Raw genomic sequence first — 23,222 nt, 5'->3', positions numbered from 1 at the left:
GCGGGCGCCACGCTGGGTGCTGTGGACATGTCGCACCTCCTCGGACTGGTCGTGACCGACCGGCGCGGTCTGATCACCGGATGGAGCCCAGGGGCGGAACGCCTGCTGGGCCACACGGCCGCGGAGGCCGTGGGGAAGCCGGTCGCGGAGCAGCTGGATCTGGAGATGGCCGAGGGCCGCGAGGAACGCCACCTGGTGCTCCCGGTGCGGCACAGGGACGGCAGCCTTCTGACACTGCCGGTCTCCCGCTATCCACTGGCCGCCGACCTGACCGGGTGTGAAACCGGGCCCGGTTCGGTCCTGGTGGTGGGTCCGCCGCCGACCGGGTCCGCGCTCCGGGAGTGGGAGGCGTTGTCCGCCTGGGCCCTCGAAGCCTCGCCGATGGCGCTCACGGTCTACAACACCGACCTGCGCTGTGTGTGGCAGAGCGCCCGGATGCGCCGCCTCAGCGGAGTCTCCGACGAGGAACGGCGCGGGCGCCGCCTCACCGATGTGCTGACCGGCCCGGACGCCGTGGAGTGGGAGGAGCGGATGCGGCTGGCCCTGTTGACAGGTGAGGAGCAGGTCGGCGAGATCAAGGGCAGCTTCGCGGCTTCGGGCGGCTCCCGGGTCTTCAGTGCCTCCACGACACCGCTGTTGGACGATCGGGGCCAGACGCTCGGCGTCTGCACCACGGTGACGGACGTGACCCGCGCCAGCCGCGACCGAGAGCGCCTGGCCCTGCTGAACGACGCGAGCGTCCGCATCGGCACCACCCTGGACGTGACCCGGACCGGCCGGGAGCTGACCGAGGTGGTGGTGCCCCGGTTCGCCGACTTCGCCCGCGTCGACCTGCTGGAGGTCCTGCTCAGGGGAGACGAACCGGCTCCCGGGCCGATCGCCGGGGCCGTCCGGCTGCGCCGGATCGCGGAGCTGAACCTGTTCGAGGGCGTCCTGGAGGCGCAGACCACAGCCGGCGACTCCGACGTGTACCTCGCCGACTCACCCGCGGCGCTGTGCCTGGCCGGCGGAAGCTCGGCGATGTACCGGACCGAGGACCCGGTGATCCGCGCCTGGGCGGCCCTGAGCCCGGCCCGGCAGGCGAAGATCGCCCGGTTCGGGACGCACTCGTGGATGCTGCTGCCGGTCAGGGCCCGGGGAACGACGCTCGGTGTGGTCATGCTCAGCCGGACCCGCGAGACCTCCGAGCCCTTCGAGCCCGACGACCTCGCCCTGGCCGAGGACCTGGTGGCCCGGGCGGCGGTGTGTCTGGACAACGCGCGACGGTTCACCCGGGAGCGGACCGCGGCACTCGCGCTTCAGCGAAGCCTGCTTCCGCAGCGGCTGCCGCACCACTCGGCGGTGCAGGTGGCCTCGCGCTATCTGCCCGCGTCACCGAGCATCGGAGTGGGAGGTGACTGGTACGACGTGATCCGCCTGTCGGGTGAGCGGGTGGCCCTGGTGGTCGGGGACGTGGTGGGACACGGGATCCACGCGGCGGCGGCGATGGGGCGGCTGCGGACCGCCGTGCGTACGCTCGCGGACGTCGATCCGACCCCGGACGAACTGCTGACCCGACTGGACGACCTGGTGATCCAGCTGTCCGAGGAGTCGGGGCGTGACCGGGACGGCGATACGGCGGCGGACATCGGCGCGACGTGTCTGTACGCGGTGTACGACCCGGTGTCGCGGCGGTGTTCGCTGGCCCGGGCCGGTCATCCGGCACCGGTTCTGGTGGCACCCGACGGGGCGGCCGGTTTCCTGGAACTCCCGGCCGGACCGCCGCTCGGCCTGGGAGGTGTGCCGTTCGAGTCGGTGGAGGTGGCGCTGTCGCCGGGGAGTCTGCTGGCGCTGTACACCGACGGCCTGGTCGAGTCCCGGAAGCACGACCTGGACGCGGGCCTGGAGGCGCTGCGAACAGCACTGACCGCGCCCGCCGACTCGCTGGAGGACGTGTGCGAACACGTGGTGAAGACGGCGCTGCCGGACGGACCCGTCGATGACGCGGCCTTGTTGCTGGTGCGGACTCGGGCGCTGGACGGGCGGCGGGTCGCGGCGTGGGATGTGACGGCGGACGCGGCGGCCGTGTCGCGGGTGCGTTCGGAGAGCGTGCGCAGGGTGGTGTCCTGGGGTCTGGAGGAGGCGGCGTTCGTGACCGAACTGGTGGTCAGTGAGCTGGTGACCAACGCCATCCGGTACGGGGTGCCCCCGATCCAGTTGCGGCTGATCCATGACTACGTGCTGACCTGCGAGGTCTCGGACGCGAACAGTGCCGCGCCGCACATGCGGCGGGCGCGGGTGTTCGACGAAGGGGGCCGAGGCCTGCCGCTGGTCGCACAGCTGACGCAGAGGTGGGGGACACGCCAGACCTCGACGGGCAAGACGATCTGGTGCGAGCAGGCCCTGCCGACCGAGGTGGGTTCGGTCGGGCCGGAGTCGGTCGAGGCGGCATGACTCGGGCCGCAGCCGGAGGGAGAGCAGAGCCAGGTGGCAGGCAAGAGCAAGATGAGCGACAGGTACACCGAGGAGTTCAAGCGAGATGCTGTCGCGCTGGTTCGCTCCTCGCCGGACCGGACGGTCACAGAGATCCGTCAAGCCGGGCTTCCGAGGCTGGAGGCGTTGCGCGTACAGCTGCCGTCCGGAACCCGTGCCCTCCGCGTGCCCGATCTTCGTGCGCCTGACGGGCCGGAACTTGCTGGACAACCTTCGGGAAAACACAAACCCCAGGTCGCTGACCTGGGGTTTCATCATGGAGCGGGTGACGAGAATCGAACTCGCACTCTCAGCTTGGGAAGCTACGGCGCTTGGGCGGGCTCTGCAGCTCTGACCAGCATGGATAACTGAACCTTGTGGTGGTCGTGTGGGTCGGATCGCACCGCTGTTGACCGTGGGTTTCCGCCCCTACGGGCATGCGGAGGGCACGGAATCTCGCACAAGGTGAGGCTGGCGCTGTGGACCAACGACCGGATGGACCGGGTGGAGAAGGCGCGGGAGGACTACGACGCGGCGAAGCGCCGTACCTGAACGCACGTGCCGAGAGCGCGAGTTCGCGAGTTCGCGAGAGCACAAGTTCGCGAGTTCGCGAAACTTTTTCTTGGATCCGTGACAACCTCCCGGGCCGCCCGGTCCGTAAGTACGGCATGAAGCACTTCTCACCGCGCACCGCTGCGGTGCCGGGCGGAGGGGGCCTGTGATCCGGACACCGGACGAACAGGACGTCTCCGACACCGGCGGCGCGGTCGAAGTCGGGCTCGACTTCGACGAGTTCGCGCGCAGTCGCCAGGCGCAACTGCGCCGTACGGCCTATCTGCTGTGCGGTGACTGGCACTTGGCCGAGGACCTGACGCAGACGGCGCTCGCGAAGCTCTACGCGGCGTGGCGCCGGGTGCGGCTGGACAGCCCCGACGGCTACGCCCGCAAGGTGCTGTTCCGGACCTTCGTGGACGAGACCCGGCGGCGGCGCTGGTGGGAGCGGCCGAGAGCGTACGAGTTCGACGTCGCGGCACCGGCGCAGGACCCGGAGCTTCGGCTGACGCTGCTGGCCGCGCTGCGGCAGGTGCCCGCGCGCAGCCGGGCGGTGCTGGTGCTGCGGTTCTGGGAGGACCAGAGCGTGGAGGCGACCGCGACGGCGCTGGGGTGCAGTGTCGGCACGGTGAAGAGCCAGACCTCCCGGGGGCTGGCCGCACTGCGCCGGATCCTGGGCGACACACCGCTGGCACCGTCGCCACCCGGAAGCGGTGGTGGCAGCAATGGCGGTGGCGGTGCGGGTATGGACTCGGGCAGCGGATATCTGAGGGCGGGGTGGTGAGCATGGCTGGGGAGTCCGGCGCCGGCGGGCACGGGAACAGGAGCGGGCACGGAAACGGGAGCGAGGACGCGTACGAGTTCGCCCTCGTCGACGCGTTGGGCAGGCTGAGTCCTGACGCGGAGCCGCCGATGCCGGATCTGGTGCCGGGCGCGACCGTGCGCGGCAGGCGGATCCGCCGTCGGCGCAGGATCGGGGTGGCGCTGAGCGCCGTGGCGGCGGTCGCGGCCGTGTTCGTCGGGGGGTCCGCCGTGATCCCGTCGCCGGTGGAACGTACGCCCGCGCCGCCCGCCGCGGAGCCGACGGTCTGGTACCCCTCGCTGGGGCTGCTGCGATCGGTCGTCACGGCGGAGGCCGGCACGGTCGAACCGGCGGATCCGAAGCGTCCGGACGGGGCGCGGCGCTATTTCCGCTGGGTCGACGCGTCCGGCCGTCCGAGCTATCTGTACGTGTCGGTCGAGCGGTCCACAACCGGTCAGTCCCTGCTCCCGTCGGGCGCCGTGGAGTGCCGGGACGGAGTCGGCCGCACCCTCACGACCCCGTGGGGCGGCCGGCTGACGAAGTGCGCGGTCGTCCCGAGGAAAGAGGGAGACAACCTGGTGGAGTACTACGTGCGCCAGCAGGAGCTGCCCGAACCGAAGAGCGACGCGAGCGACGCCTACGCGATGGGCGTCGCCTACGTGACCTCGGGCGGCTGGACCGTGCAGGCGATCGCGAGCGAGACCGGCGAGAACCGCAGGCGCGGCCAGGAGTACTCGGATTCGGTCCGCCAGACGCTGTACCGGCTGGCCACCGACCCCCGGCTCTTCGACGCCGTCAAGGAGACCGGCGGCTGACAGGTCCGTAACCGACGGGCAAGAACAGAACCCGACCAGGCAAGAACAGAACCCGACCTGAATGGAGAGGTGACATGGGCATGTCCAAAAATACCCTGCGCAGTTACCTGATCACGACCCTCGCGGTCGGCATGCTCCCCCTGCTGGCCGCCTGCGGCGGTTCGGGCGACGAGGACGGCAAGAACAGCGGGAGTTCCGCGGCGGGCGGCGGCACGAAGAACGTCGACGGTGCCGTGCAGCTCAACATCCCGGAGGGCGTGAACGCCGAGGCCAAGAAGGAGTACATCCGGGAGAACGCCATCGCCGCCTGCATGAAGAAGGAGGGGTTCACCTACACACCGCACGCGTCAGAGACGCCCCCTGCCGACGTCAACACCGACGGCGACGGCGAGGACTACGCGGCGGCGAAGAAGTACCGCCAGAAGTACGGCTTCGGGACCTACGCGGCGGCCGCCTACCCCGACGACCCGAACGTCCCCTTCAGCAACGCGGGCGGCAAGGTCGGCGGAAAGACCCTCGACCCCGTGGACGACGACACCAAGGGACTGACCCCGGCACAGATGAAGGCGTACGAGGACGCGCTGTACGGGCCCGCGGCCAAGAACAAGGGGGAGGAGAAGGACGCCGGCTGCACCCTTGAGGGGAACACCGCCGCGTACGGGGCGCCGTTGAGCGCCGCGGCGGAGAAGAAGAAGCAGAACGCCAAGACCGAGGAGAACCGCCAGAACGGGCTGGCGCTCAACGGCGACACCCAACTGGTGCAGCTTGCCCAGCAGTACGCCACCTGTCTGAGGGGGCAGGGCATCCCGGTCTCCACCACCCAGCCGACCGGCATGGCCTACATGGTGCGGGTCGACCTCACCAACAAGCTCCCGGAGGACAGGAGCAAGTGGACCAAGGAGCTGGCGATGCCGCTGCTCACCGCGGACATCGACATTGCTCTGAAGGACCTGGAGTGCGGCAAGAAGTTCCGCGCGGCGTACTTCCCCAAGGAGAAGGCCAACCCGTACTGGGGTGACGGCGCGTGAAGCGACTCGGCAGCCGCCGACAGCTGGGCGCCATGGTCGGCGCCGTGGTGCTGGTCGGCGCCGGGGGCTGGTTCGCCGGTACGCAGGTGCGCTCGCCCGCCGACGCCGCCGCCTCGCACAACGCGCCGAAGGCCGGCCCGGTGACCGTGGAGGTGGAGCGGCGCTCGCTCACCGCGACCGTGGTGGCGACCGGGACGGTGGCGTTCACCTCGCCCCGGCCGCTCTCGCTGGCCGGCTCCGTCGGCACCGGGGCGGTCACGAGCCCGGCCGGCGAGGGCGCGGAGCAGCGGGTCACCAAAGCACCGGTCGCCGGTACGAAGGTCAAGGAGGGCGACGTACTGATGACGGTCAACGGCCGCCCGGTGCTCGCGCTCTCCGGATCCGTACCGATGTACCGCGTGATGGGCCCCGGAGCCACCGGTGACGACGTGAAGCAGCTCCAGAAGGCGTTGCGGCGGCTCGGGTTCGACCCCGGGTCGGCCGGCGGCACCTTCGGCCAGGGCACCGCCTCGGCGGTCACCAACTGGTACCGGAACAAGGGGTACGAGGCCCAGCAGCCGAGCGCGGAGGACCAGCAGCAACTGGGCCAGCTCCAGCAGGCGGTGTCCAGCGCGCAGGAGGCGCTGCTCACGACGCGGAGTGGGAGCGCCGGCGACGGTGCCGACACCGGCGGCGGCACCGGCTCCGGAGCGGGGACGGGGACAGGCGGGAAGGCGAGCACCGGCACGGAGACGGGTGCGGGCACTGGTACGGGCACTGGTGCCAAGGCCGGTACCGAGACCGGTTCGGGGACTCGTACGGACACGCAGTCCAGCACCGACCGGCAGGTCCAGGAGATACAGCTCAGGTCCGCGCAGAAGTCCCTGGACATGGCGAACAGCGCCCTCAGCAGCTTCCAGGCCACCTACGGGACGAAGGTCCCGGCCGGCGAGGTCGTCTTCTTCCCGGAGCTGCCCGTACGGCTGGACAAGGTGACCGTGAAGACCGGCGACGCCCCCTCGGGCCCGGTCGGCACCGTGACCGGCTCCGAGCTGCTCGTGGAGGCGGCCGTGCCGGGTGAGGACGCCGAACTGCTGAGGCGCGGTATGCCCGTCGACGTGACCACGACGGGCGGGGAGAAGGTGAAGGGCAAGGTGGAGGCGGTCGGTTCCGCCGCCGTGTCGTCCGGTACGACGGGCGGCGACGGCGAGGCGGCCACCGGAGCGGCATCGGAGGGCCGCGACGCGGAAGCCTCGGACGCGTCCGGCGGCGCCGCCGACGCCAATGCGGCCGACACGTCCGGTGCGGACGGCGCCGCCGGGGCGGGCGCGCCGGGTCCGGTCCAGTTGAGGATCTCCATCCCCGATCCGGGACCGCTGGCCGGGCAGGCCGAAGCCTCGGTGAAGGTGACCATCGGGGTCGGCGCCTCGGACGGCAAGGTGCTGACGGTGCCGCTCGCCGCGATCCGTACCTCGGCCGACGGAAAGGCCCGGGTGCAGGTCGAGCGCGACGGCGGGGTGCGCGACGTCTCCGTGACCGTCGGGCTCTCCGCGGCAGGACTCGTAGAGGTGAAGCCGGCCGACGGCACACTCGAGCAGGGCGACAGAGTGGTGGTGGGCAAGTGACTCCCGGCCCCTCCTATGCCCCCTCCCCTGCCGCCTCCGATACCCCCGACTCGTCCGATGCGGCCGACTTGCCTGATGCGGCCGCCGTCATCGAACTCACCGACGTACGGCGGACCTTCGATTCCGAGCCGCCCGTGCACGCGCTGCGCCAAGTGAGTCTGACCGTGCGGCGCGGGGAGCACCTGGCCATCGTCGGGCCGTCCGGCTCCGGCAAGTCGACGCTGCTCAACACCCTCGGCCTGCTGGACCGGCCCACGTCGGGCTCGTACCGGCTGGACGGGGTGGAGACCACCGGGCTCGGCGACCTCGAACGGACCGCGCTGCGCGGCAGCCGGATCGGGTTCGTGTTCCAGGCCTTCCATCTGCTGCCGTACCGGACGGTGGACGAGAACGTGATGCTGGCGGAGGCCTATCGCAGGCCGCGCCCCGGTCGTGGGCGCGGCACCCGGCTCGCCCGGGCCCGCGAGGCGCTGGAGCGGGTGGGGCTGGGTCACCGTTCGGGTTTCCGGCCCGACCGGTTGTCCGGCGGTGAGCGCCAACGGGTCGCCATCGCACGGGCGTTGCTCGGTGACCCGGCGCTGCTGCTCTGCGACGAACCGACCGGCAACCTGGACAGCGAGAACACGGTCTCCGTGCTGGAACTCTTCGAGGAGTTGTGCGCCCAGGGCGTGACCCTGGTCGTCATCACCCACGACGAGGCGGTCAGCCGCCGGGCCGGCCGCCGCGTCCGGATCACCGACGGACGCCTCACCACGGAGGCGGAGGCCGGGTGACACGTACGGAGACAAGGGAGAGAAGGAAGACAAGAAAGCGCGGGTCGGCCGGGTCCGGCAACAGGTTCATCCGGTCCACCCGGCCGACGCGGGTCGAGCGGCCCTGGCTGGACCCCCGGGACCTGTGGACGGAAGCCCTGGCCGGCGTTCTCGCCCGGCCGGTGCGGTCCGCGCTGACCACGCTCGGCACCGTGCTCGGGATCACCACGCTCGTCATCACGATCGGCGTGGCCTCCACCGCGGGCAACCAGATCGTCGGCCGGTTCGACGCGCTCACCGCGACCTCGGTGACCGTGACGGTGCCGCAGGCTCTTCCCGGCCAGGACGACACCGGCCCCCTGGTGGACTGGTCGGGAACCGGCGCGGTCCGGCGGCTGGCCGGTGTGGAGTCGGTCGCGGCCGTGGCCGACTCCACCACGACCAACAGTGTCCGGGTGCGGTCCAACGACGTGACCGCACCCGGCGACACCTCCAGCCAGACCCTCGGTGTGGTCGCCGCCTCGGCCGGTCTGCCGGACGCCGTACGGGGTGCGATGACCGCCGGGCGGTTCTTCGACACGGGTGACATCGCCCGGCACGACCAGGTGGCGGTGCTCGGCGACCAGGCGGCGGAACTTCTCGGCATCCGGCGGGTGGAGGACGCCCCCGCGGTCTTCTTCCGGGGCCAGTCGTACACGGTCATCGGCATCCTCGGCGGCATCCGGCGCGAGCGGCAGCTCTCCACGGCCGTACTGCTCCCGCCCACGACCGCCGAGGACCGGCTCGGTCTGCGCGACGTCACGCGCGTCCTGGTCAACACCTCGCTCGGTGCCGCCCGGCAGGTGGCGCGCCAGGCGCCGATCGCCCTGGCGCCCGGGCACGAGGACGCGCTCACCGTCGTGGCGCCGCCCGATCTGTCCAAGTCCCGCGACGGCGTCCAGAACGACGTCAACGGTCTCTTCCTCGTCCTCGGCCTGGTCTCGCTCGTGGTGGGCGCGATCGGCATCGCCAACGTGACCCTGGTGACGGTGATGGAACGGGTCGGGGAGATCGGGCTGCGGCGGGCGCTGGGCGCGTCACGACGGCAGGTCGCGGGCCAGTTCCTCCTGGAGTCGACGACCATCGGCCTGCTGGGCGGCGTCATCGGAGCGTCCCTGGGCATCGCCGTCGTGGTGTGCGTCGCCGTAGTCAAGGACTGGACCCCGGTCCTCGACCTGCGGCTCGCCCTCGGCGCCCCGCTCGCCGGAGCCCTCGTCGGCCTGCTCGCCGGCCTCTACCCGTCCCTCCGCGCCGCCCGCATGGAACCGGCGGACGCCCTCCGCGCACCGTCGTAGCCCCGCACCGGCCGAAGTCACAGTGGAGGCGGCTTCACGGCCCGTTGAGGCTGGGGTCGCGACGCGTGAGGCCGCCGGAAGCCTGGCCCAGCCTGCGGCCCACCTCGCTCCAGAGGCCCCACCAGGTCCGGTACAACTTCTCCGCCTCCGGGCACCCAGGGGTTTCTGCTGTGCGGTCCGGGGCCGGTCGGCAGTCGCCCCGCACACGTGCCGGAGGTGGCGCGTCTTCCTCACACCGATCAGACGCGCGCAGCTATGTCGGGGCAAGCGGTGTCAAGCATCAAGTGAGGCCACTGCGTCAAGCATCAACCGAGACAAGACAAAAACGCCACCAGTCGTTGAGTTACAACTTCTCTACGGGTTCAAAGCGGCTCGCTCCGCACCCCGCGCTCGGCCCGACCCCGGCCGGGCCTGCGCTCCTGTCTCCGCCCCGCTCCAGCCCGGCCGGCGCCCGTGCCGCGTAGCCAGCCATCAGCCACCTGATGTTGGTTGGTCTCACTGGGGCCTGAGGCGACGGAATAGGGGTACGCCAGTCGCCGTACGTCTCACACACAGCTTCGCCCGGAGTGGTGTCACCACCCCGGGCGAGGCCGAGTGCAAGAACCAGCGGGTTACAGGGTCGTGTTGTAGGCGCGCTCGATCGTCTGGGCCAGGGTGTTTCCGGCGCGGTCGGTCAGCTTGGCGCGCAGGGAGACGGAGCCCGCCTTCGCCGGGTGCTTCAGTGACAGGTGCGTACCGCCGACGGCCTTGGTGGGCTGCCAGGTGGTGCCTTCGTCGTACGAGACCTCGAAGGCGAGCTTGGCGGGCCGCTGGCCGGCCGCCGCGCCCTGGACGGTGAAGGGCACCGAGAACCGCTTGCCCGCCTTCGCTGTGCTGGACAGGCTGAGGTCGGGCGAGAAGCGGATCACCGACAGCGGGAGGGCGGTGTTCCCGTTCTCGGGGGTGGTGGCGGAGCGGAAGGTCCACTCGGTACGCACGCGCGTGCTGACCGGGTACACCGCGGGATCACGGGACGCGTCCACGGTCAGTTTGTACGCGCTGTCCTGGGCGGGGACGGTGTACTCGGTGAGGTCGATCGGCGGGCCGTAGCCGTCGGGGATCTCCTTGCCGTCCGCCTGGAGCGAGCTGGTCACCGAGGTGTAGTCGCTGAGGCCCCAGTGTCCGGCGCCGTCGCCGAACTGCGGGAGGAAGGCCCTGATGACGTTTCCGTACCGCATGATGCCGGGGTTTCCCCGCTCCGGTCCGAGGTCACCGGCGGCGGGCAGGGTCGGGCCGAAGACCCCGACGTTGAACCGCTCGGTGTAGCTGCGACCGGCCTGCCAGGTCCTCGGCATCCGCATCAGGAAGTTCTCGGAGCGCGTCTCGCGGTCCTCGCCGAACATCTGCCAGGCGCGGAAGGACCACTTGACGTCGTTGTCGAGGACGTAGTCCGTGGTACGCAGCGGCAGGTCGCCCCGCAGGTCGTGGTCGCCGATGATCAGGTCCCCGTCGGCGGTGTGCGGAGACACCTCGGCCTGGACACGCCTCCCCGCGACGGGCACGCCGACCTGGAGATCGACCTTGGCGAGCTGGTTCTGCCGCACCTCGGCGGCGAAGCCGTCCAGGCCATCGGAGCGGTTCCAGCCCAGGTGGTAGGTGACCGGCCGGCCCTCGGCGTCCTTGCGGGTCCAGTCGCCGGCGAACACGGCGGACGCCTGGTCGGCGGACACCTCGGGCCCGAGCTGTCCGAAGGTCGTGCCCTTGAACGTGGGCAGGATGAACTCCATGGTGCCCGGGCGCAGGCCCTCGCCCCTGGCGTAGCTGAAGTAGGCCATGGCTTCGGTGTTCTCGGCCGCCGGGTCGGGCACGGTGATGTCCACCGGCCGCGTCTGCCGGGCGTCGACCGTGAAGGTGCTGTCCCGGTCCAGGGTCAGCTTTGGCTGCACCAGGATGGCGTGGGTGGCGGATTCGTAGGACGGGTGGATCACCCCGCTGAGGGAGTAGTCGCCCTTCGGCAGCCGCACCGTGAGCTCACCGTCCTGCTCGTCGGCGTAGTCGGCGTAGAACTCACTGTTGAGGTTGGAGACGGAGGTGGCGGCGTCGCCGGTCGGCGCGCCGTTCTCGTCGAGGTGCTTCAGCGTCAGGCTGTACGACTCGACCTCGCGCTCCACGCCGACGGCGGTGCGCACCTGGACCTTGCCGTCGGCGGAAGTGGCCTGCACCGAGCCGCCGAAGGAGCCGTCGGCGCTGCCGGCGCGGGTGTCGGCGGTGACGTCGGCGGTCGCCGTACCACCCGCCGGGACGGTGACCTGCTGCGGCGACACGGCGAACATGCCCTGGTCGGCGGGCTTGCCGTCCACCGAGAGTGCGTCGACGGACAGGTCGAGGGTGACCGGCTCCGTACCGAGGTTGCGGTACGTCACCTGCTTGGTCGTCGGGGTGTCGTCGCCGTGCGGCCACTGCTGGAGACCGAAGTCGAGCGGCTGCTGCTCGGTGATGACGCTCTGGCCGATCGCCCGGACCAGGTCGGTGCGGCCGGTGCCCTGCTGGAAGGAGCTGTACGCGCCCGGCTTGGCCGAGCCCGTCAGGACCGCCTTGAGGCGCTCACCGGTCCAGTCGGGATGCTGCTGGGCGAGCATGGCGGCGGCGCCCGCGACATGCGGGGCCGCCATGGAGGTGCCGCCGATGGTGAGGTAGCCGGGTATGTCGGAGGGGTACTCCTCCTCCAGGGCGCTGCCGACGGCCGAGGCGGCCGTGATGTCGACACCGGGCGCGGTCAGGTCGGGCTTGACCCCGCCGTCCCCGACACGCGGGCCCCGGCTGGAGAAGTCGGCGAGAGCGTCGGACTTGTCGACCGCGCCGACGGTCAGCGCGGCGTCCGCGCTGCCGGGCGAGCCGACCGTGCTCTCACCAGCCCTGCCCGAGTTTCCGGCCGAGATGACGAACAGGGCGTCCGACTCGGCGGAGAGCCGGTTGACCGTCTCCTCCACCGGGTCGACACCGGGCATGTCGTCGCCGCCGAGGCTGAGGTTGACGACCGCGGCCCCCTGGGCCACCGCCCACTCCATGCCCGCGATGATCTCGGAGTCCATGCCGAAACCGCTGTCGTTGAGAACCTTGCCGTTCAGAATCTTCGCGCCGGGGGCGACACCCTTGTACTTGCCCCCGGCTTTGGCGCCGGTACCGGCCACGGTGGACGCCACGTGCGTGCCGTGGCCGACCTTGTCGCCGGTGCCCGACGATCCGGTGAAGTCCTGCTCGGCGGTCACCTGGCCTGCGAGGTCCGCGTGCGTGGTGTCGATCCCGGTGTCGAGGACGGCGACCTTGACGCCCGTGCCGTCGTAACCGGCTGCCCAGGCGGTCGGCGCGCCGATCTGCGACACGCTCTTGTCGAGGCTCGCCTTGCGCTTGCCGTCCAGCCACACCTTCTCGACGGCCGTCGAGGCGGTGAACTCCGCTGCCTCGTCGGCCTTTCCACCACTACCGGTGACGGTGTTCCAGAAGTCGGCGCCGCGCTTCTTCACGGGGCGCATCGCCTTGCCGTTGACCACCGGCAACGCCCGGCCGACCTTCGCCCCGGCCCCGGTGAACGGGCTCATCGAGGGCGCCTTCTTGCCCCGGAACGTGACGATCAGCGGCAGGTCGGACCGGCCGTCGTCGTCGTAGCCGTCCAACAGCAACTGGGTCACGTCGAACAGCCGGGTGTCCAGCTTGCCCTGCGCGAGCAGCAACTGGGCGTCGCCCGGCACCACTCGGGTGTGCCCGTCGACCACCCGGACCGAGAAGGGAACCCGCTCCCGGCCCTTCGCCCGCTCCACGCCGATGACCTTTCCGGCACCGTCCACCCGGACCCGGTCGCCGGTGACGAGCGTCACCGTTCTCACCTTCTGGGACTTGCCGAGGCCGCTCGCGCCCTCGGCCACCGTCCCGGGACGCCCGTCGGCCGGGTCACCGGCGGGCGCGGCCTGGGCCGCCCCGACCGGGACACCGGCGAGCAGCAGGGCCGTTGAAACCGCCCCTGCCGCCATGACGGAACGTAGGGGTCTCGCACGTAACTCCACCTGAACTCCAGACACTTGGACCATCGGACAGGAGTCGTCCCGCGACACCGGAAACCCCGGCGCCTCACCCGTACGCCCAACGACTCGCCATAGAGACGGGGCGGGTTGTCGCCAGGTTGTCAAGACATCCGATTTCTTTCTGGCGAGGCGTCAGGAGGTCGCTGGGGTTGCGCGCCCGAGGGGTTCGGAACTGCTGCCGATGTAGTGAGCGGGAGTGTCTTTGGCCGAGTGTGAGTGAGTGCTGGGGCCGGTGGTGGGGGTCGGGTCGTTCGCGGTGCGCCAGGGATGTTCTTGGGCCAGGGGGGTGTTCTGGTCGAATGTTCCGTGGGGAACGGGAGTTTGTGGGGCGAACGGGTGACCTTGTCGTGTGGTGGTCGTTGACTGCGGTGACGGTGGTCTTCGGGACGGGCGGGGGTGGACGGGTGGGTGGGCTGCGGGAGTTGGCGGCTTCGTTCGTGGTGCCCGGTCCGGCCGGGGTGGCGATCCGGGACCGGCTGCGGGTGAGTGAGTCGGACGCGGCAGTGCTGGCCGAAGTCGGTGTCTTCCTGGGCTCGCTGGCCGCCGGGGATCTCGCCGTACGCTCCCGGCAGGGCTCTGTCTTCACCTCGGCCACGAGAGGGCGGCGGCGTTCGCGGCGTCTCTGCCGACCCTCCCCGGCCTGGCGGAGAAGCTGGAGGCTCTGCCGGCGAAGGGCTTCAACGGCCGGCCGTCCGTCTCCCTGGCCGCTCTCACTCCGAGCCCACCGCTGTGGAGGGGATTCTGTCCGCGATTCAGCAGCTCGGCGGCGGTCAGGAGTCTTCCGTCTGACCCTGATCGCGTGTGCCACGCGACGCCGTGAAATCGGTTTGGACAAAAAAACAAACCCCAGGCCGCTGACCTGGGGCTTTAAATTTAAAGAGCGGGTGACGAGAATCGAACTCGCACTCTCAGCTTGGGAAGCTAAGGGCATCTACGGCTTGTTCCCGGCCTGACCTGCGGCGGAGGAGCGCAGATGCTTGGTGGACGGTCGCCTGGCTCCCCGCTGTTCCCCGTGGTTCCCCGCAGGATCTGGCACGCGTCTGGCACGAGTCATTCGTCGTCGCATTTCTCCAACTTCAGTCCTACGGAGCCTGCTTCGAGTCCGTTGTTCTCCTCCAGGTGGAGGTGAGCTTCTCGCGAGTCGGACGTTGTCAGAGCGCTCCCGTAGCTTGAGGCCATGGTCGGTACAGGCGAGAACTTCACTCAACCCGGCGAGTTGTCGGCGATGGGACAACCCACTGCTGGCGTCCAGCCCTACTACGCTCAAAACGCCGGATCCCTCGGGCGGCGGTACGGAAGCGTCACCTTCGACGAAGTACATGGCGGGGTGCTGGATTTGCTGCCGCCAGCCCCTGCGAGGGTGCTGGACGTCGGGGCCGGCACTGGGCGGGACGCCGCGGCACTGGCGCTGCGCGGCTACCAGGTGGTTGCGGCGGAGCCGGTGCGCGAGCTACGGGCGGTCGCAAAGAGCCTGCACCCGAGCGAAAACATCCGTTGGGCAGAGGATTCGCTGCCTGAGCTGTCCCGGCTGGAAGGGTCCTTTGAGCTGGCGCTGCTGTCGGCGGTGTGGATGCACCTGCCGCCGGCGGCACGTGGACAGGCGATGGAGCGCCTGGCCGCGCTGCTGGCTCCGTCGGGACTGCTGGTTATCTCGCTACGACGGGGAGTACCTCCGACGGACCGCGTGATGTTCGACGTTCCCGCCGAGGAGGTGGTGCGCGACGGGAAGCGAGCGGGGCTGCGGTTGGTGCGACTCGTAGAGGAGGGCGCGGACCGGCTCGGCCGTCCCGAGGTGTGGTGGCAGACGGTCGCCCTGCACAAGGGGGCAGAGTGAGCGGGCGGCAGTTCTACGCCCAGGATGCTTCAGCGCGCGCGTCGTGGCGCTTGGCAGTGTTGATGGGGGCCAACTCGCGCACCTACAAGTTCGCCCTTGGCCAGGCTTTGCTGGAGTTCGGACGGACCGGACAAGAGGAGGTCCGCTTCGCCGAGTTCGCCGCCGCCTACAGCCTCGCCATGGTCCGCCACTTGGCCCAGGACCCACAGGCACCGCACACCGTGGAGCTGGGCGAGAAAGATTTCCTGACCGTGGCCGACCAGGAGAGTGCCGCGACGCTGGACGCCGGCCGCCCCACCGAGCGCCTGTTGGCGGCCGCGGTGCGCTCAATGCCGATGATGGTGATGCAAAAGTTCCACAACCTGCGTGGCGACACTGCGGTGCCCCACACCTTCTATGAGCTGACTGGAACAGGGCGGCAGCGCGTCGTGCGTCTGACCCCCCACTTGCTTCGACTGGCACAGTCGGACCAGGCAGAAAGCCTGGCTGCCGAGTTGGGCGCGCGCTGGAGCATCGTGGAGAGCAGCTTCGCTGCCGGTGTCGGTCGCAGCCTGGTCGAGGAGGGCGTCGCGGTCGACTGGGACACGCTCACGATCACCGACAAACGTCGCCGCCGCTCGGTGACCGGCATCGTCGAGGCCACGGTCGGTTTCCAACACGGCCGCTGTTTGATCTGCGATGACGTCCTGACCCGAAAAGACGCCATAGCAGTCGACCACGTCTTCCCGTTCTCCCTCATGCGCCGCTTCGGCAGCGTCGGCTCTTGGCACGGCCCAGATCTGGACGCCCTCTGGAACCTCGCCCCTGCGCACGCCGCCTGCAACGGAGCGAAGAGCGATCGGCTGCCCACCCAGGCGGAACTCGCCCGTTTGGCAGCCCGGAACGAGGCGATCATGCGGTCTCCCCATCCCCTGCGCCGCACCTTGCAACTCAGCCTGAAGGGCGCCCTGCCCGGCCGGAACCTCGCCTCATGGACGGAGTTCCTGGGAGCGGTGCAGACGGCAGTTTGAATAGGGAGTCCGGCCGTAACACCCTGAGTGGTTGTAACTGGCGCGCACGGCTCCGGAGGCCCGTTGAGATTGAGATGACGCCGCTGGTCGGGACGTTGCAGGTGCTCAGTTCGCCGGGAGCCGTCCACAGATAGTCCACGGGAGCTTGTCCACCGCCTTGAGAAGTTGGATCAGTCCTCGACCCTCCCCACGGAGTCGTGTGGTGACCTCAGCCGTGACAGCCCGCCCGGGCATGCTGTTGTCCGGTGCCTTTGATGCACTCGTCGATGTCAGAGTTTGGGCCCAGCGCTCTTCGCCGTCGCTGTCGGCTCACCAGGGGTCCGACCCATTCCCGGAGCGGCGAGCGCATGGCCCCGCTCGCCGTGTAAGTTGGCGCTCTTCGGCTGGCGGAAGCCGTACGGAGTCCTCGAAGGCCGGGCACATCATGCATCTCGTCGAGCGTTCCGCACGTCGCCGCCTCAGCGCCGCCCTGGAGAACCTCTCTGTCACCTTCCACGGCATGACCGCACATCCGGATGAGCACAACTGCGAATGTCACTGGGGCAGCGCGGAAGAGCTCTCCCTTCTGAAGACGCCGGATGTGGAACTGGAGCCGGACCTCCTGCGCCGGACCTGGCAGGCCATCGACTGGACCGATCACGCGGCCGTGCTGCGCCGCATCCTGCCGCAGTTCGCCACGGCCCTGGCCGCCGGTCGTGTGGAACCCGTGTTCGGACTGGAAGAGGCCGGCTACTCCTTCGCCCGCGGACGCTGGCAACAATGGCCCGTCGAACAGGCCGACCCGGTACGCGAGTTCCTGCATGCCTGGTGGGTGCAGAGCCTCACGGATCCGGATGCGGCCGTCCCGGCGCACCAGGTCTTCGTGATGTGTGCCGAGGCGTCCGGAACGCTCGGCCCTTGGCTTGCCGACTGGGAAGAGCAGACCGGATACCTCAGCGACCGACGTCTCGCCGAAGCGGCCGAGGAATGGGAGTACGAGCTCCTCGGAGAGGGTCTGCCGTGGAGCGTCGGCTGGTACGAGCACGATGAGGAGGAACTGCGTGGCGAACTGGTCGCCTGGCTCCTCGGCCACGCGGCGATACGGCTCCGGGAGTCGGGCGCATCGGTGGATCTACAGCACCGGATACGGCTGCTCGGACTCACCGGTGAGGACCGCTGGACGGATCCTCACTGGCCTAACTACCGCTACTGACGGCCCGCAGGCACGATGGCTCCGTGGCTGCGCGCCCCGTTCCGGTGCGACGTCGGGGCCGACCGTGTACCCGACGGCGTGTGGACTACCGAAGGCCCCAGACCACGAATCCTTGGTTCGGGGCCTTTTGGCTGGTGCCCCCGGCAGGATTCGAACCTGCGACACCCGCTTTAGGAGAGAGGCTGGGTGATCTGCGGACTGAGCTGTCTCTTCGTCGGCCTAGGAAGCGAGCGGCCGCTCGACCGCGAGGTACCGGCGTTGACCGTGGCTGACCTCTGCTTCTGGCACGGTTATGGCACGAACCTCAGCCGACGACAGTCAGCCACGACGAGAGGTGCGTCGACGGAACAAGCGCGCGTATGCCTCGCTGCCCCCGACGGCCTCAGCGACGATGCCAGCGCCATCGGTCAGAGTAACCCCGTGACGGCCGAAACATGGTGACGGTGCCTGGGCCCTCAGCTTTGGGGCTCTCAAACGTAGTCAAGGTGGTTGCGTATTTCGATCTCTAGCGGACACACTTCGTATCAGCGTTCGGGGAGGCGTTCCAGCATGTATCAATGGGGGAAACTTTCAGACCGCGACGCGGAGGAGATCGTTTGCGATCTACTGTCTGCGGAGTGGAAAGTTCATGTGGAGAGGTTCCAAGCAGGGGCCGACGGGGGCGTTGATCTGAGGGTCAACGGGCCGTGCGCCCCGCCTCTGAGGCTTCCGGAGGGAAGTCACGCGGTAGCGCAGGTTAAACATTATCCGACGGCAACTTTGGCCCGCCTAAGAGTAGCCTTCCAGAAGGAAGCAAAGCGCGGTGTTCATATCCTCAGCGCACGCTACTTTGCCGTCACGACTGCGCCTCTAAGCATCCATGGAAAGAACGAAATTGCCAAGCTGTATGGTGACAGCTTTCCCACCTCCCAGATCCTAGGGCGGGAAGACCTTGAATCCATGCTGGCCCGGCATCCCCGAGTTGAGCAACGTCACTTCAAGCTTTGGGTGGGTAATACACTGAATCTGCAGCGCGTCCTTCGCGCAAAAGAAATAAGGCGAAGCAGGCATCTCATAGAGGAACTCGCCAGAGATAGCGCCTATCTCGTCAACACCCGCGATGTCGACAGGGCAAGAGTCATCCTCGAATCAGAGGGTGCAGTAATTCTGTCGGGGCCGCCAGGTGTGGGAAAGACTTCGGCTGCGAAGATTTTGATCGGAGAATGCATTTCGGCTGGATGGGAACCTGTCGTCGCGGTCAACAGCATTGATGAGGCGGAAGAGATCCTAGACGATGAGAGGCGGCAGGTTGTCTTCTACGATGACTTCCTGGGATCCTCACTCCGAACCGCCTTCCTGCATGGAAAGAATGAAGACGCACGCATCATTAAGCTACTCCAGGACGCCCGCCGTTCAAATAGACTGCGCGTAATCTTGACTACGCGCGAGTACATCTTGGCAAGCGCGAAAATGGACCATCACAGGCTTCAGGATGCGACACTAGATCTATCGCGCATCATCATGGATTCCTCGGACATGACGGCACTAGAGAGGGCGGAGATTCTATACCGCCAGATCTTCTTTTCCGGAGTCAACCTGGTGTTGCAGCAACCTCTGGCCGAGGTGGAGTGGGTTGGAGTTATGAATCATCGTAATTTTAACCCAAGGTTGTCACACTTCTATATCGACCGCGTGGCGAGTGTCGCATGCAGAGAAGATGCTTCGGCGCCAACTAGTAGAGAACTGGCGCTGGGGCTTTTTCATTCCTTCGAGTCTCCGTTGGACCTGTGGAAGGGAATCTTCGAAGACCAGTTGACCCACCTTCAGAGGTGTGTCCTGCAGGTACTTAGCACGTTTCATGGTCTGCTTTTCGATGACGCAATAGAGATTATTGTCCAGTACACACAGGAAATTGGCGAGCCGGCCACTAAGAACGAAATTCGTCAGGCCATGCGTGCAATAGACGGAGATTTCATTGAAGTGAGCGACTTCCATGGCCGGCCGTTGGTGGCCTTTGCCAACGCGTCTATCGGTGACTACGTGGCCTTTCGACTGTCTGCCGACACTGCAGCAATCGAAGGGCTCCTAGCCAGTGCTGTCACGTTCTCGCAAGTAGAAGTGCTAATCCGTCTTGTGACTCCACGGAATAGCGCATTGGTGGATTGGCTGAGCGATGGGGCAGTGAATCAGTCTGACCAAATCGGCATCGACCGGCTCGATACCCCCGGAGCTATTTCGGGCCTGGGAGGGAAGGGGACGCGTAGGGCGTTCGTCGAATCCATGCTGCGACTGTTCTCTTCAGGAATTTATGACTTCCATCCTGCCTATGGGCAGATCTTGCAGCGATGGAAAGTTATGCCGGCACTGTCCGCTGAGCACAGGATGAATGTAGTTTGGAACTTCGTCAGGATTCATCAAATGGAACAAGAGGAGTGGATCCCAGAATCGCTGGCTCAAGTATTTCCCTCTGCGCGAATCACAGGCAGGGAAGCGATGTTGTCACACCTTTGGTTCACGCGCGGAATGACTGACATTTCACATTGGAGGAATTTTCGAGAATGGCTCATTGGGTATTTGCAAGATTTCTTCTTCAATGAGGTACTCACTCCCGCTGATTTTTCTACGGCTCGTAGTTACGCCATGCGGTATCGGCAACCAGGGCAAGTCGAGAGAACCTACCTACGTCTTAATCTCGGGCAAATAGCCTGGAGTCTTCTCGATGATCTGGAACATGGAGTAATGTGGACTAGTCGAGACGACCTCCGTGAAAACGTCGACTGCCTGATAGTGGCGGCACAGTGGCTGAGAGTGGATATTAGGCAACTGGTTGCAGGCGTTCGAAGGATTGAGCTGGGAACCTATGACCGCGACCCGGCTCTCAAGGATGCTCGGCCATCACGGGCATCCGAAGCCATCGATCTATTTCGCCAAGAGGGCGGGCCGCAAGGCGACTATTCTAAGGCTCCTATCCGAATCTACCCGGCAAGTATCAGCGCTAATGACCTTGTTAGTGCGGCCAGAATCCTTGGGCGGAAATGAGAGGTCGGTGGAGTGTCAATGGGTGAGTCAAGACCTGTCTTCTTGCCTTGGGGGTTGTCGGGGATCTTGATGAGCTGGGTTTTGCTGGTCAGGGGCGGTGGGGCCGCGCGCCTGGCGGTTGTTTTTGGTCACTGTTGGGCGACCTCGGACAGCCCAGAGACGGCCCAGCCATGGGTCACATGAACGGCGTCAGGCAGCGGATGTGGCCCGCCATTGCCCGGTGATGCACCCCTCTTCCATGTCCCACCACTCCTGGGCGACACCGTGGTTGAGCAGCCTTTGCACCTTGGCGAGATCGGCGGTGGGCGGGACGTCCAGGGCGACCATGCGGAACCGCTCTATGCCCTCGCCGCAGACTCCGAGTTCGTGAAACGTGTTGATCACGCTCTGCCGTGCGGCTCCCGAGCCGCTGTCACGGAACACGATGAGGCGGATGGTGCAGTTCTCCGAACGCCGAACCACTTCGCCGGCCCAGTGCACGCCTTCTTCGTCGGGCTCGGTAGCCACGACGTCCCCGCACGCGATGCCTCGAACGAACCACGGGATGTTGTCGAGCCGCGCGGTGCCGTCGCCCTGGTCGACGGCCCACAAGCTCTCCACGGATGCCGGGGGCCAGTCGTCCTCGATCACAAGCCGGAAGTGCACCTTCACGTACGGGCCTTCGGGGTTCGTCATGGTGCCCAGGATGCACAGTGCTGCCACGCCTGCCGCAGGTGGGTGACCGATGACGTCTACTCAGAGTTGGACACAGGTTTGTCTGTGCGTCAGCCGACGACAGCCAGCCACGACGGTGGGTGCGCCGACCGATCAGGCGCGCGTGTGCCTCGCTGCACCCCCACCGGCCTCAGCCACGCTTTCGGGGTGTCGATGAGAGCAACCCACGACGGCCTGCCAGTTACGACGGCGCGGGTGCGCTCAGTTTGGCAAACTTCGGCGATCACAATTGGCCATCGGACCAGCGTTCGGATTGCTGGCTACTGAGTACGCGCCTAACGGAACCTTCGGCCGATTTCTAGCATCCTTGACGGTTCTGTGACCTCGACAGTGTCATCCCCCGAGCGAATGAACAACTTTTCCCCTACCAAAGAAACGTCCTCTTGGCTAGGGACTCTGATTGCGATTACTCCATATCCAAAGTACTCAGAGTATGCCAGGCTCGCTAGCACCCCATCCCTGAGAGGGCGCGAAAGATCAGAGGAGCGAATCGCTTCCTTCCAGCGTGCGAAGTATCGCTCCGGCGTCTCACCCAGCACTTGAGCTTCTCGCCGCACACCCACGACAAAGCGGCTACCAACCTTACGCGCTTCGACCGAATCCAATTTCCGAACCCTCTGAGCGTCAGCCTCCTTGTCTGCCACTCCGATCAAAATCGTTCCTGCTCGATTCTTACCGTTGTTGGCAATTGCGCAGATGGTGTGAATCACGCGGTCGATTACCGCCTGATCGATTTCACGGTTACCGTGCAGGCGAAGCATGCCTTGCTTCAATTCATAGTGAGGGCTTTCGATTTCAGACCGGCGGATAATTACATCTATATCAGTGGCCGTGTGGTCTCCGTAGATGTCACGCGGCTCGCTATCAATGAAGTGCTCCTGAATTAGGGCTTTGATGGTGTCCACGTTCTTCCGCCGCTCGGCAGGCGCGGTAGAGGCGCGACTTGTTTGGATGCGCTTATCCAGGTTCGTGATCGCAGACTTTACAGCCCCATAGTTGGCGATCTTTTTGTTTTCGCCGATGAGTAGCTCATGGAAAGCCACAAACAATACCGCGAAGACCGCAGGAAATGGATTGGTGTTGGTCTTGGAAAAGATGACAGATCGAAGTTTTCGGGCACCACCTTCGGTGCATACCTGGCGAATCTCGTCGATGCAGAGCTTAAACTCTGCAGAGAACCTCTCAGGTCCATAGCTATCTAGCGCCCGAATGACTCGGCTGTTTTCGCTTGATCCAACCTGATAAATTCCATCCAGAGTATCTTTCGAACGCTCAACAAGGGCACCACCCACGATGCAGGCGGCGATGTCCGCCACGCACTGCTCATCCATCGAGTCTCGCAGATCGGTTGAGCGCAGAACGCCTTGTTCCACCCAGAAGACGCTATCGGCTTCAACCTCGTATCCATGTTTTGTTTTAGGCAGGTCGATACTGATGGATGGCATCTTGTCGAGGCTCAAGACATCGCTAGATGCATCTCCCCGCACTTCGCAGGAGAGATTCCGCACCAAGGCGGAGAATTCGTCCTGCACGCCGGACTGTCTACGTTCCTGGTCACTCAGCCTGTGGCCATAGGTATTGATCCGTGCGAATACATCATCAATCTGCTCATCGGTAGCTCCCCGCATCACGGAAACCGCAATCGGGTAGTCGAGGAACGTACCGACCTCGCGGGCCGACAGAGTTGGCCCTTGTGTTACAGAGAACGCTCCTTCTTCCACAGAGCGAGTCTTCGCGGTTACGAATTGCTCAACATCAAAGTATCTATTATCGAGGGTCGGAAAAGCAGTTTCGGTGAATGACAGAAGGGTGTGAAGCCTTTGAAGGCCGTCAATCACTTCATAATCGCCACCCTCGCGCTCTGCCAGTAGAACTGCAGGAATGGGGAACCTCTTCAGTACCGACTCGATCAGTTTTTGCTTTTCCTCCAACGTCCAGACGAGCTTCCGTTGGTACCGGCGATTCACCCAAAGCTTATTCTCGCTGTACCAGACGTAGATCGACTGAATAGGTTTCGACTGCGAGTCAAGTTCTGCCATGGGAGAGATTCTGCCACGC

The 23,222-nt window shown here is 66.8% G+C and carries 14 protein-coding genes and 1 tRNA gene; 11 read left to right on the top strand and 4 right to left on the bottom strand.

Going from position 1 to position 23,222, the window contains the following annotated elements; genetic code table 11:
• Positions 1-27 precede the first annotated feature (27 nt).
• From OG622_RS23115 to OG622_RS23085, 7 genes are all read left to right on the top strand, one after another.
• Positions 28-2,433 carry a SpoIIE family protein phosphatase gene (locus tag OG622_RS23115; RefSeq protein WP_371584182.1) on the top strand — a complete coding sequence of 802 codons (2,406 nt, stop codon included), beginning with the start codon at positions 28-30 and terminating at the stop codon, positions 2,431-2,433.
• Between the two features lie 739 nt (positions 2,434-3,172).
• A complete protein-coding gene (locus OG622_RS23110; protein WP_371584181.1) occupies positions 3,173-3,787 on the top strand; it encodes a SigE family RNA polymerase sigma factor in 615 nt (204 codons plus the stop codon).
• 2 nt (positions 3,788-3,789) lie between these two features.
• Positions 3,790-4,620, top strand: coding sequence for a hypothetical protein (locus OG622_RS23105; protein WP_371578535.1), 831 nt, complete (start codon positions 3,790-3,792; stop codon positions 4,618-4,620).
• 80 nt (positions 4,621-4,700) lie between these two features.
• Entirely contained in the window at positions 4,701-5,648 is a 948-nt protein-coding gene (locus OG622_RS23100) for a hypothetical protein (protein ID WP_371578534.1), read from the top strand.
• Positions 5,645-7,252, top strand: coding sequence for a peptidoglycan-binding protein (locus OG622_RS23095; protein ID WP_371578533.1), 1,608 nt, complete (start codon positions 5,645-5,647; stop codon positions 7,250-7,252). Before OG622_RS23100 ends, OG622_RS23095 begins: the two co-directional genes overlap by 4 nt.
• Before the next feature lie 68 nt (positions 7,253-7,320).
• Positions 7,321-8,025, top strand: coding sequence for an ABC transporter ATP-binding protein (locus tag OG622_RS23090; RefSeq protein WP_371578532.1), 705 nt, complete (start codon positions 7,321-7,323; stop codon positions 8,023-8,025).
• Positions 8,022-9,338: an ABC transporter permease gene (locus tag OG622_RS23085; protein WP_371578531.1), complete on the top strand. Its 1,317-nt coding sequence runs from the start codon at positions 8,022-8,024 to the stop codon at positions 9,336-9,338. Before OG622_RS23090 ends, OG622_RS23085 begins: the two co-directional genes overlap by 4 nt.
• Positions 9,339-9,949: 611 nt before the next feature.
• Here the strand turns inward: OG622_RS23085 and OG622_RS23080 are convergent.
• Complete coding sequence (locus tag OG622_RS23080; protein ID WP_371578530.1) at positions 9,950-13,345, bottom strand: S8 family serine peptidase; 3,396 nt, start codon at positions 13,343-13,345, stop codon at positions 9,950-9,952.
• 1,228 nt (positions 13,346-14,573) lie between these two features.
• Here OG622_RS23080 and OG622_RS23075 point away from each other — a divergent pair.
• The 3 genes from OG622_RS23075 (at position 14,574) to OG622_RS23065 (ending at position 17,432) form a co-directional block, all read left to right on the top strand.
• Positions 14,574-15,230 (top strand): class I SAM-dependent methyltransferase, encoded by a 657-nt coding sequence (locus tag OG622_RS23075; RefSeq protein WP_371578529.1) that lies wholly within the window; start codon positions 14,574-14,576, stop codon positions 15,228-15,230.
• Entirely contained in the window at positions 15,227-16,240 is a 1,014-nt protein-coding gene (locus OG622_RS23070) for an HNH endonuclease (RefSeq protein WP_371578528.1), read from the top strand. Before OG622_RS23075 ends, OG622_RS23070 begins: the two co-directional genes overlap by 4 nt.
• Positions 16,241-16,664: 424 nt before the next feature.
• Positions 16,665-17,432 (top strand): hypothetical protein, encoded by a 768-nt coding sequence (locus OG622_RS23065; RefSeq protein ID WP_371578527.1) that lies wholly within the window; start codon positions 16,665-16,667, stop codon positions 17,430-17,432.
• 132 nt (positions 17,433-17,564) lie between these two features.
• Here the strand turns inward: OG622_RS23065 and OG622_RS23060 are convergent.
• A tRNA-Arg gene (locus tag OG622_RS23060) sits at positions 17,565-17,637 on the bottom strand.
• A gap of 344 nt (positions 17,638-17,981) precedes the next feature.
• Between OG622_RS23060 and OG622_RS23055 the strand changes: the two genes are divergently transcribed.
• Positions 17,982-20,450, top strand: coding sequence for an ATP-binding protein (locus tag OG622_RS23055; RefSeq protein WP_371578526.1), 2,469 nt, complete (start codon positions 17,982-17,984; stop codon positions 20,448-20,450).
• A 189-nt stretch (positions 20,451-20,639) separates the two neighbouring features.
• Here the strand turns inward: OG622_RS23055 and OG622_RS23050 are convergent, their stop codons facing one another.
• Together OG622_RS23050 and OG622_RS23045 are read right to left on the bottom strand one after the other, a co-directional pair.
• On the bottom strand, positions 20,640-21,125 hold the full coding sequence (locus OG622_RS23050; protein ID WP_371578525.1) for a DUF4265 domain-containing protein: 486 nt from the start codon (positions 21,123-21,125) through the stop codon (positions 20,640-20,642).
• 314 nt (positions 21,126-21,439) lie between these two features.
• Positions 21,440-23,203, bottom strand: a complete 1,764-nt coding sequence (locus tag OG622_RS23045) for a DUF262 domain-containing protein (protein ID WP_371578524.1) — start codon at positions 23,201-23,203, stop codon at positions 21,440-21,442.
• Positions 23,204-23,222 lie beyond the last annotated feature (19 nt).

This window comes from Streptomyces sp. NBC_01314 (assembly GCF_041435215.1).
Taxonomy (GTDB): Bacteria; Actinomycetota; Actinomycetes; order Streptomycetales; family Streptomycetaceae; genus Streptomyces.
This window is presented reverse-complemented; position numbering and strand designations above follow the sequence as displayed.

Bases quoted from the DNA above. Each gene is read 5' to 3' on its own strand.
- OG622_RS23115 (WP_371584182.1), top strand. From the start codon at position 28: ATGTCGCACCTCCTCGGACTGGTCGTGACCGACCGGCGCGGTCTGATC.
- OG622_RS23105 (WP_371578535.1), top strand. From the start codon at position 3,790: ATGGCTGGGGAGTCCGGCGCCGGCGGGCACGGGAACAGGAGCGGGCAC.
- OG622_RS23100 (WP_371578534.1), top strand. From the start codon at position 4,701: ATGTCCAAAAATACCCTGCGCAGTTACCTGATCACGACCCTCGCGGTC.
- OG622_RS23080 (WP_371578530.1), bottom strand. From the start codon at position 13,345: ATGGCGGCAGGGGCGGTTTCAACGGCCCTGCTGCTCGCCGGTGTCCCG.
- OG622_RS23075 (WP_371578529.1), top strand. From the start codon at position 14,574: ATGGTCGGTACAGGCGAGAACTTCACTCAACCCGGCGAGTTGTCGGCG.
- OG622_RS23065 (WP_371578527.1), top strand. From the start codon at position 16,665: ATGCATCTCGTCGAGCGTTCCGCACGTCGCCGCCTCAGCGCCGCCCTG.
- OG622_RS23055 (WP_371578526.1), top strand. From the start codon at position 17,982: ATGTATCAATGGGGGAAACTTTCAGACCGCGACGCGGAGGAGATCGTT.
- OG622_RS23050 (WP_371578525.1), bottom strand. From the start codon at position 21,125: ATGACGAACCCCGAAGGCCCGTACGTGAAGGTGCACTTCCGGCTTGTG.
- OG622_RS23045 (WP_371578524.1), bottom strand. From the start codon at position 23,203: ATGGCAGAACTTGACTCGCAGTCGAAACCTATTCAGTCGATCTACGTC.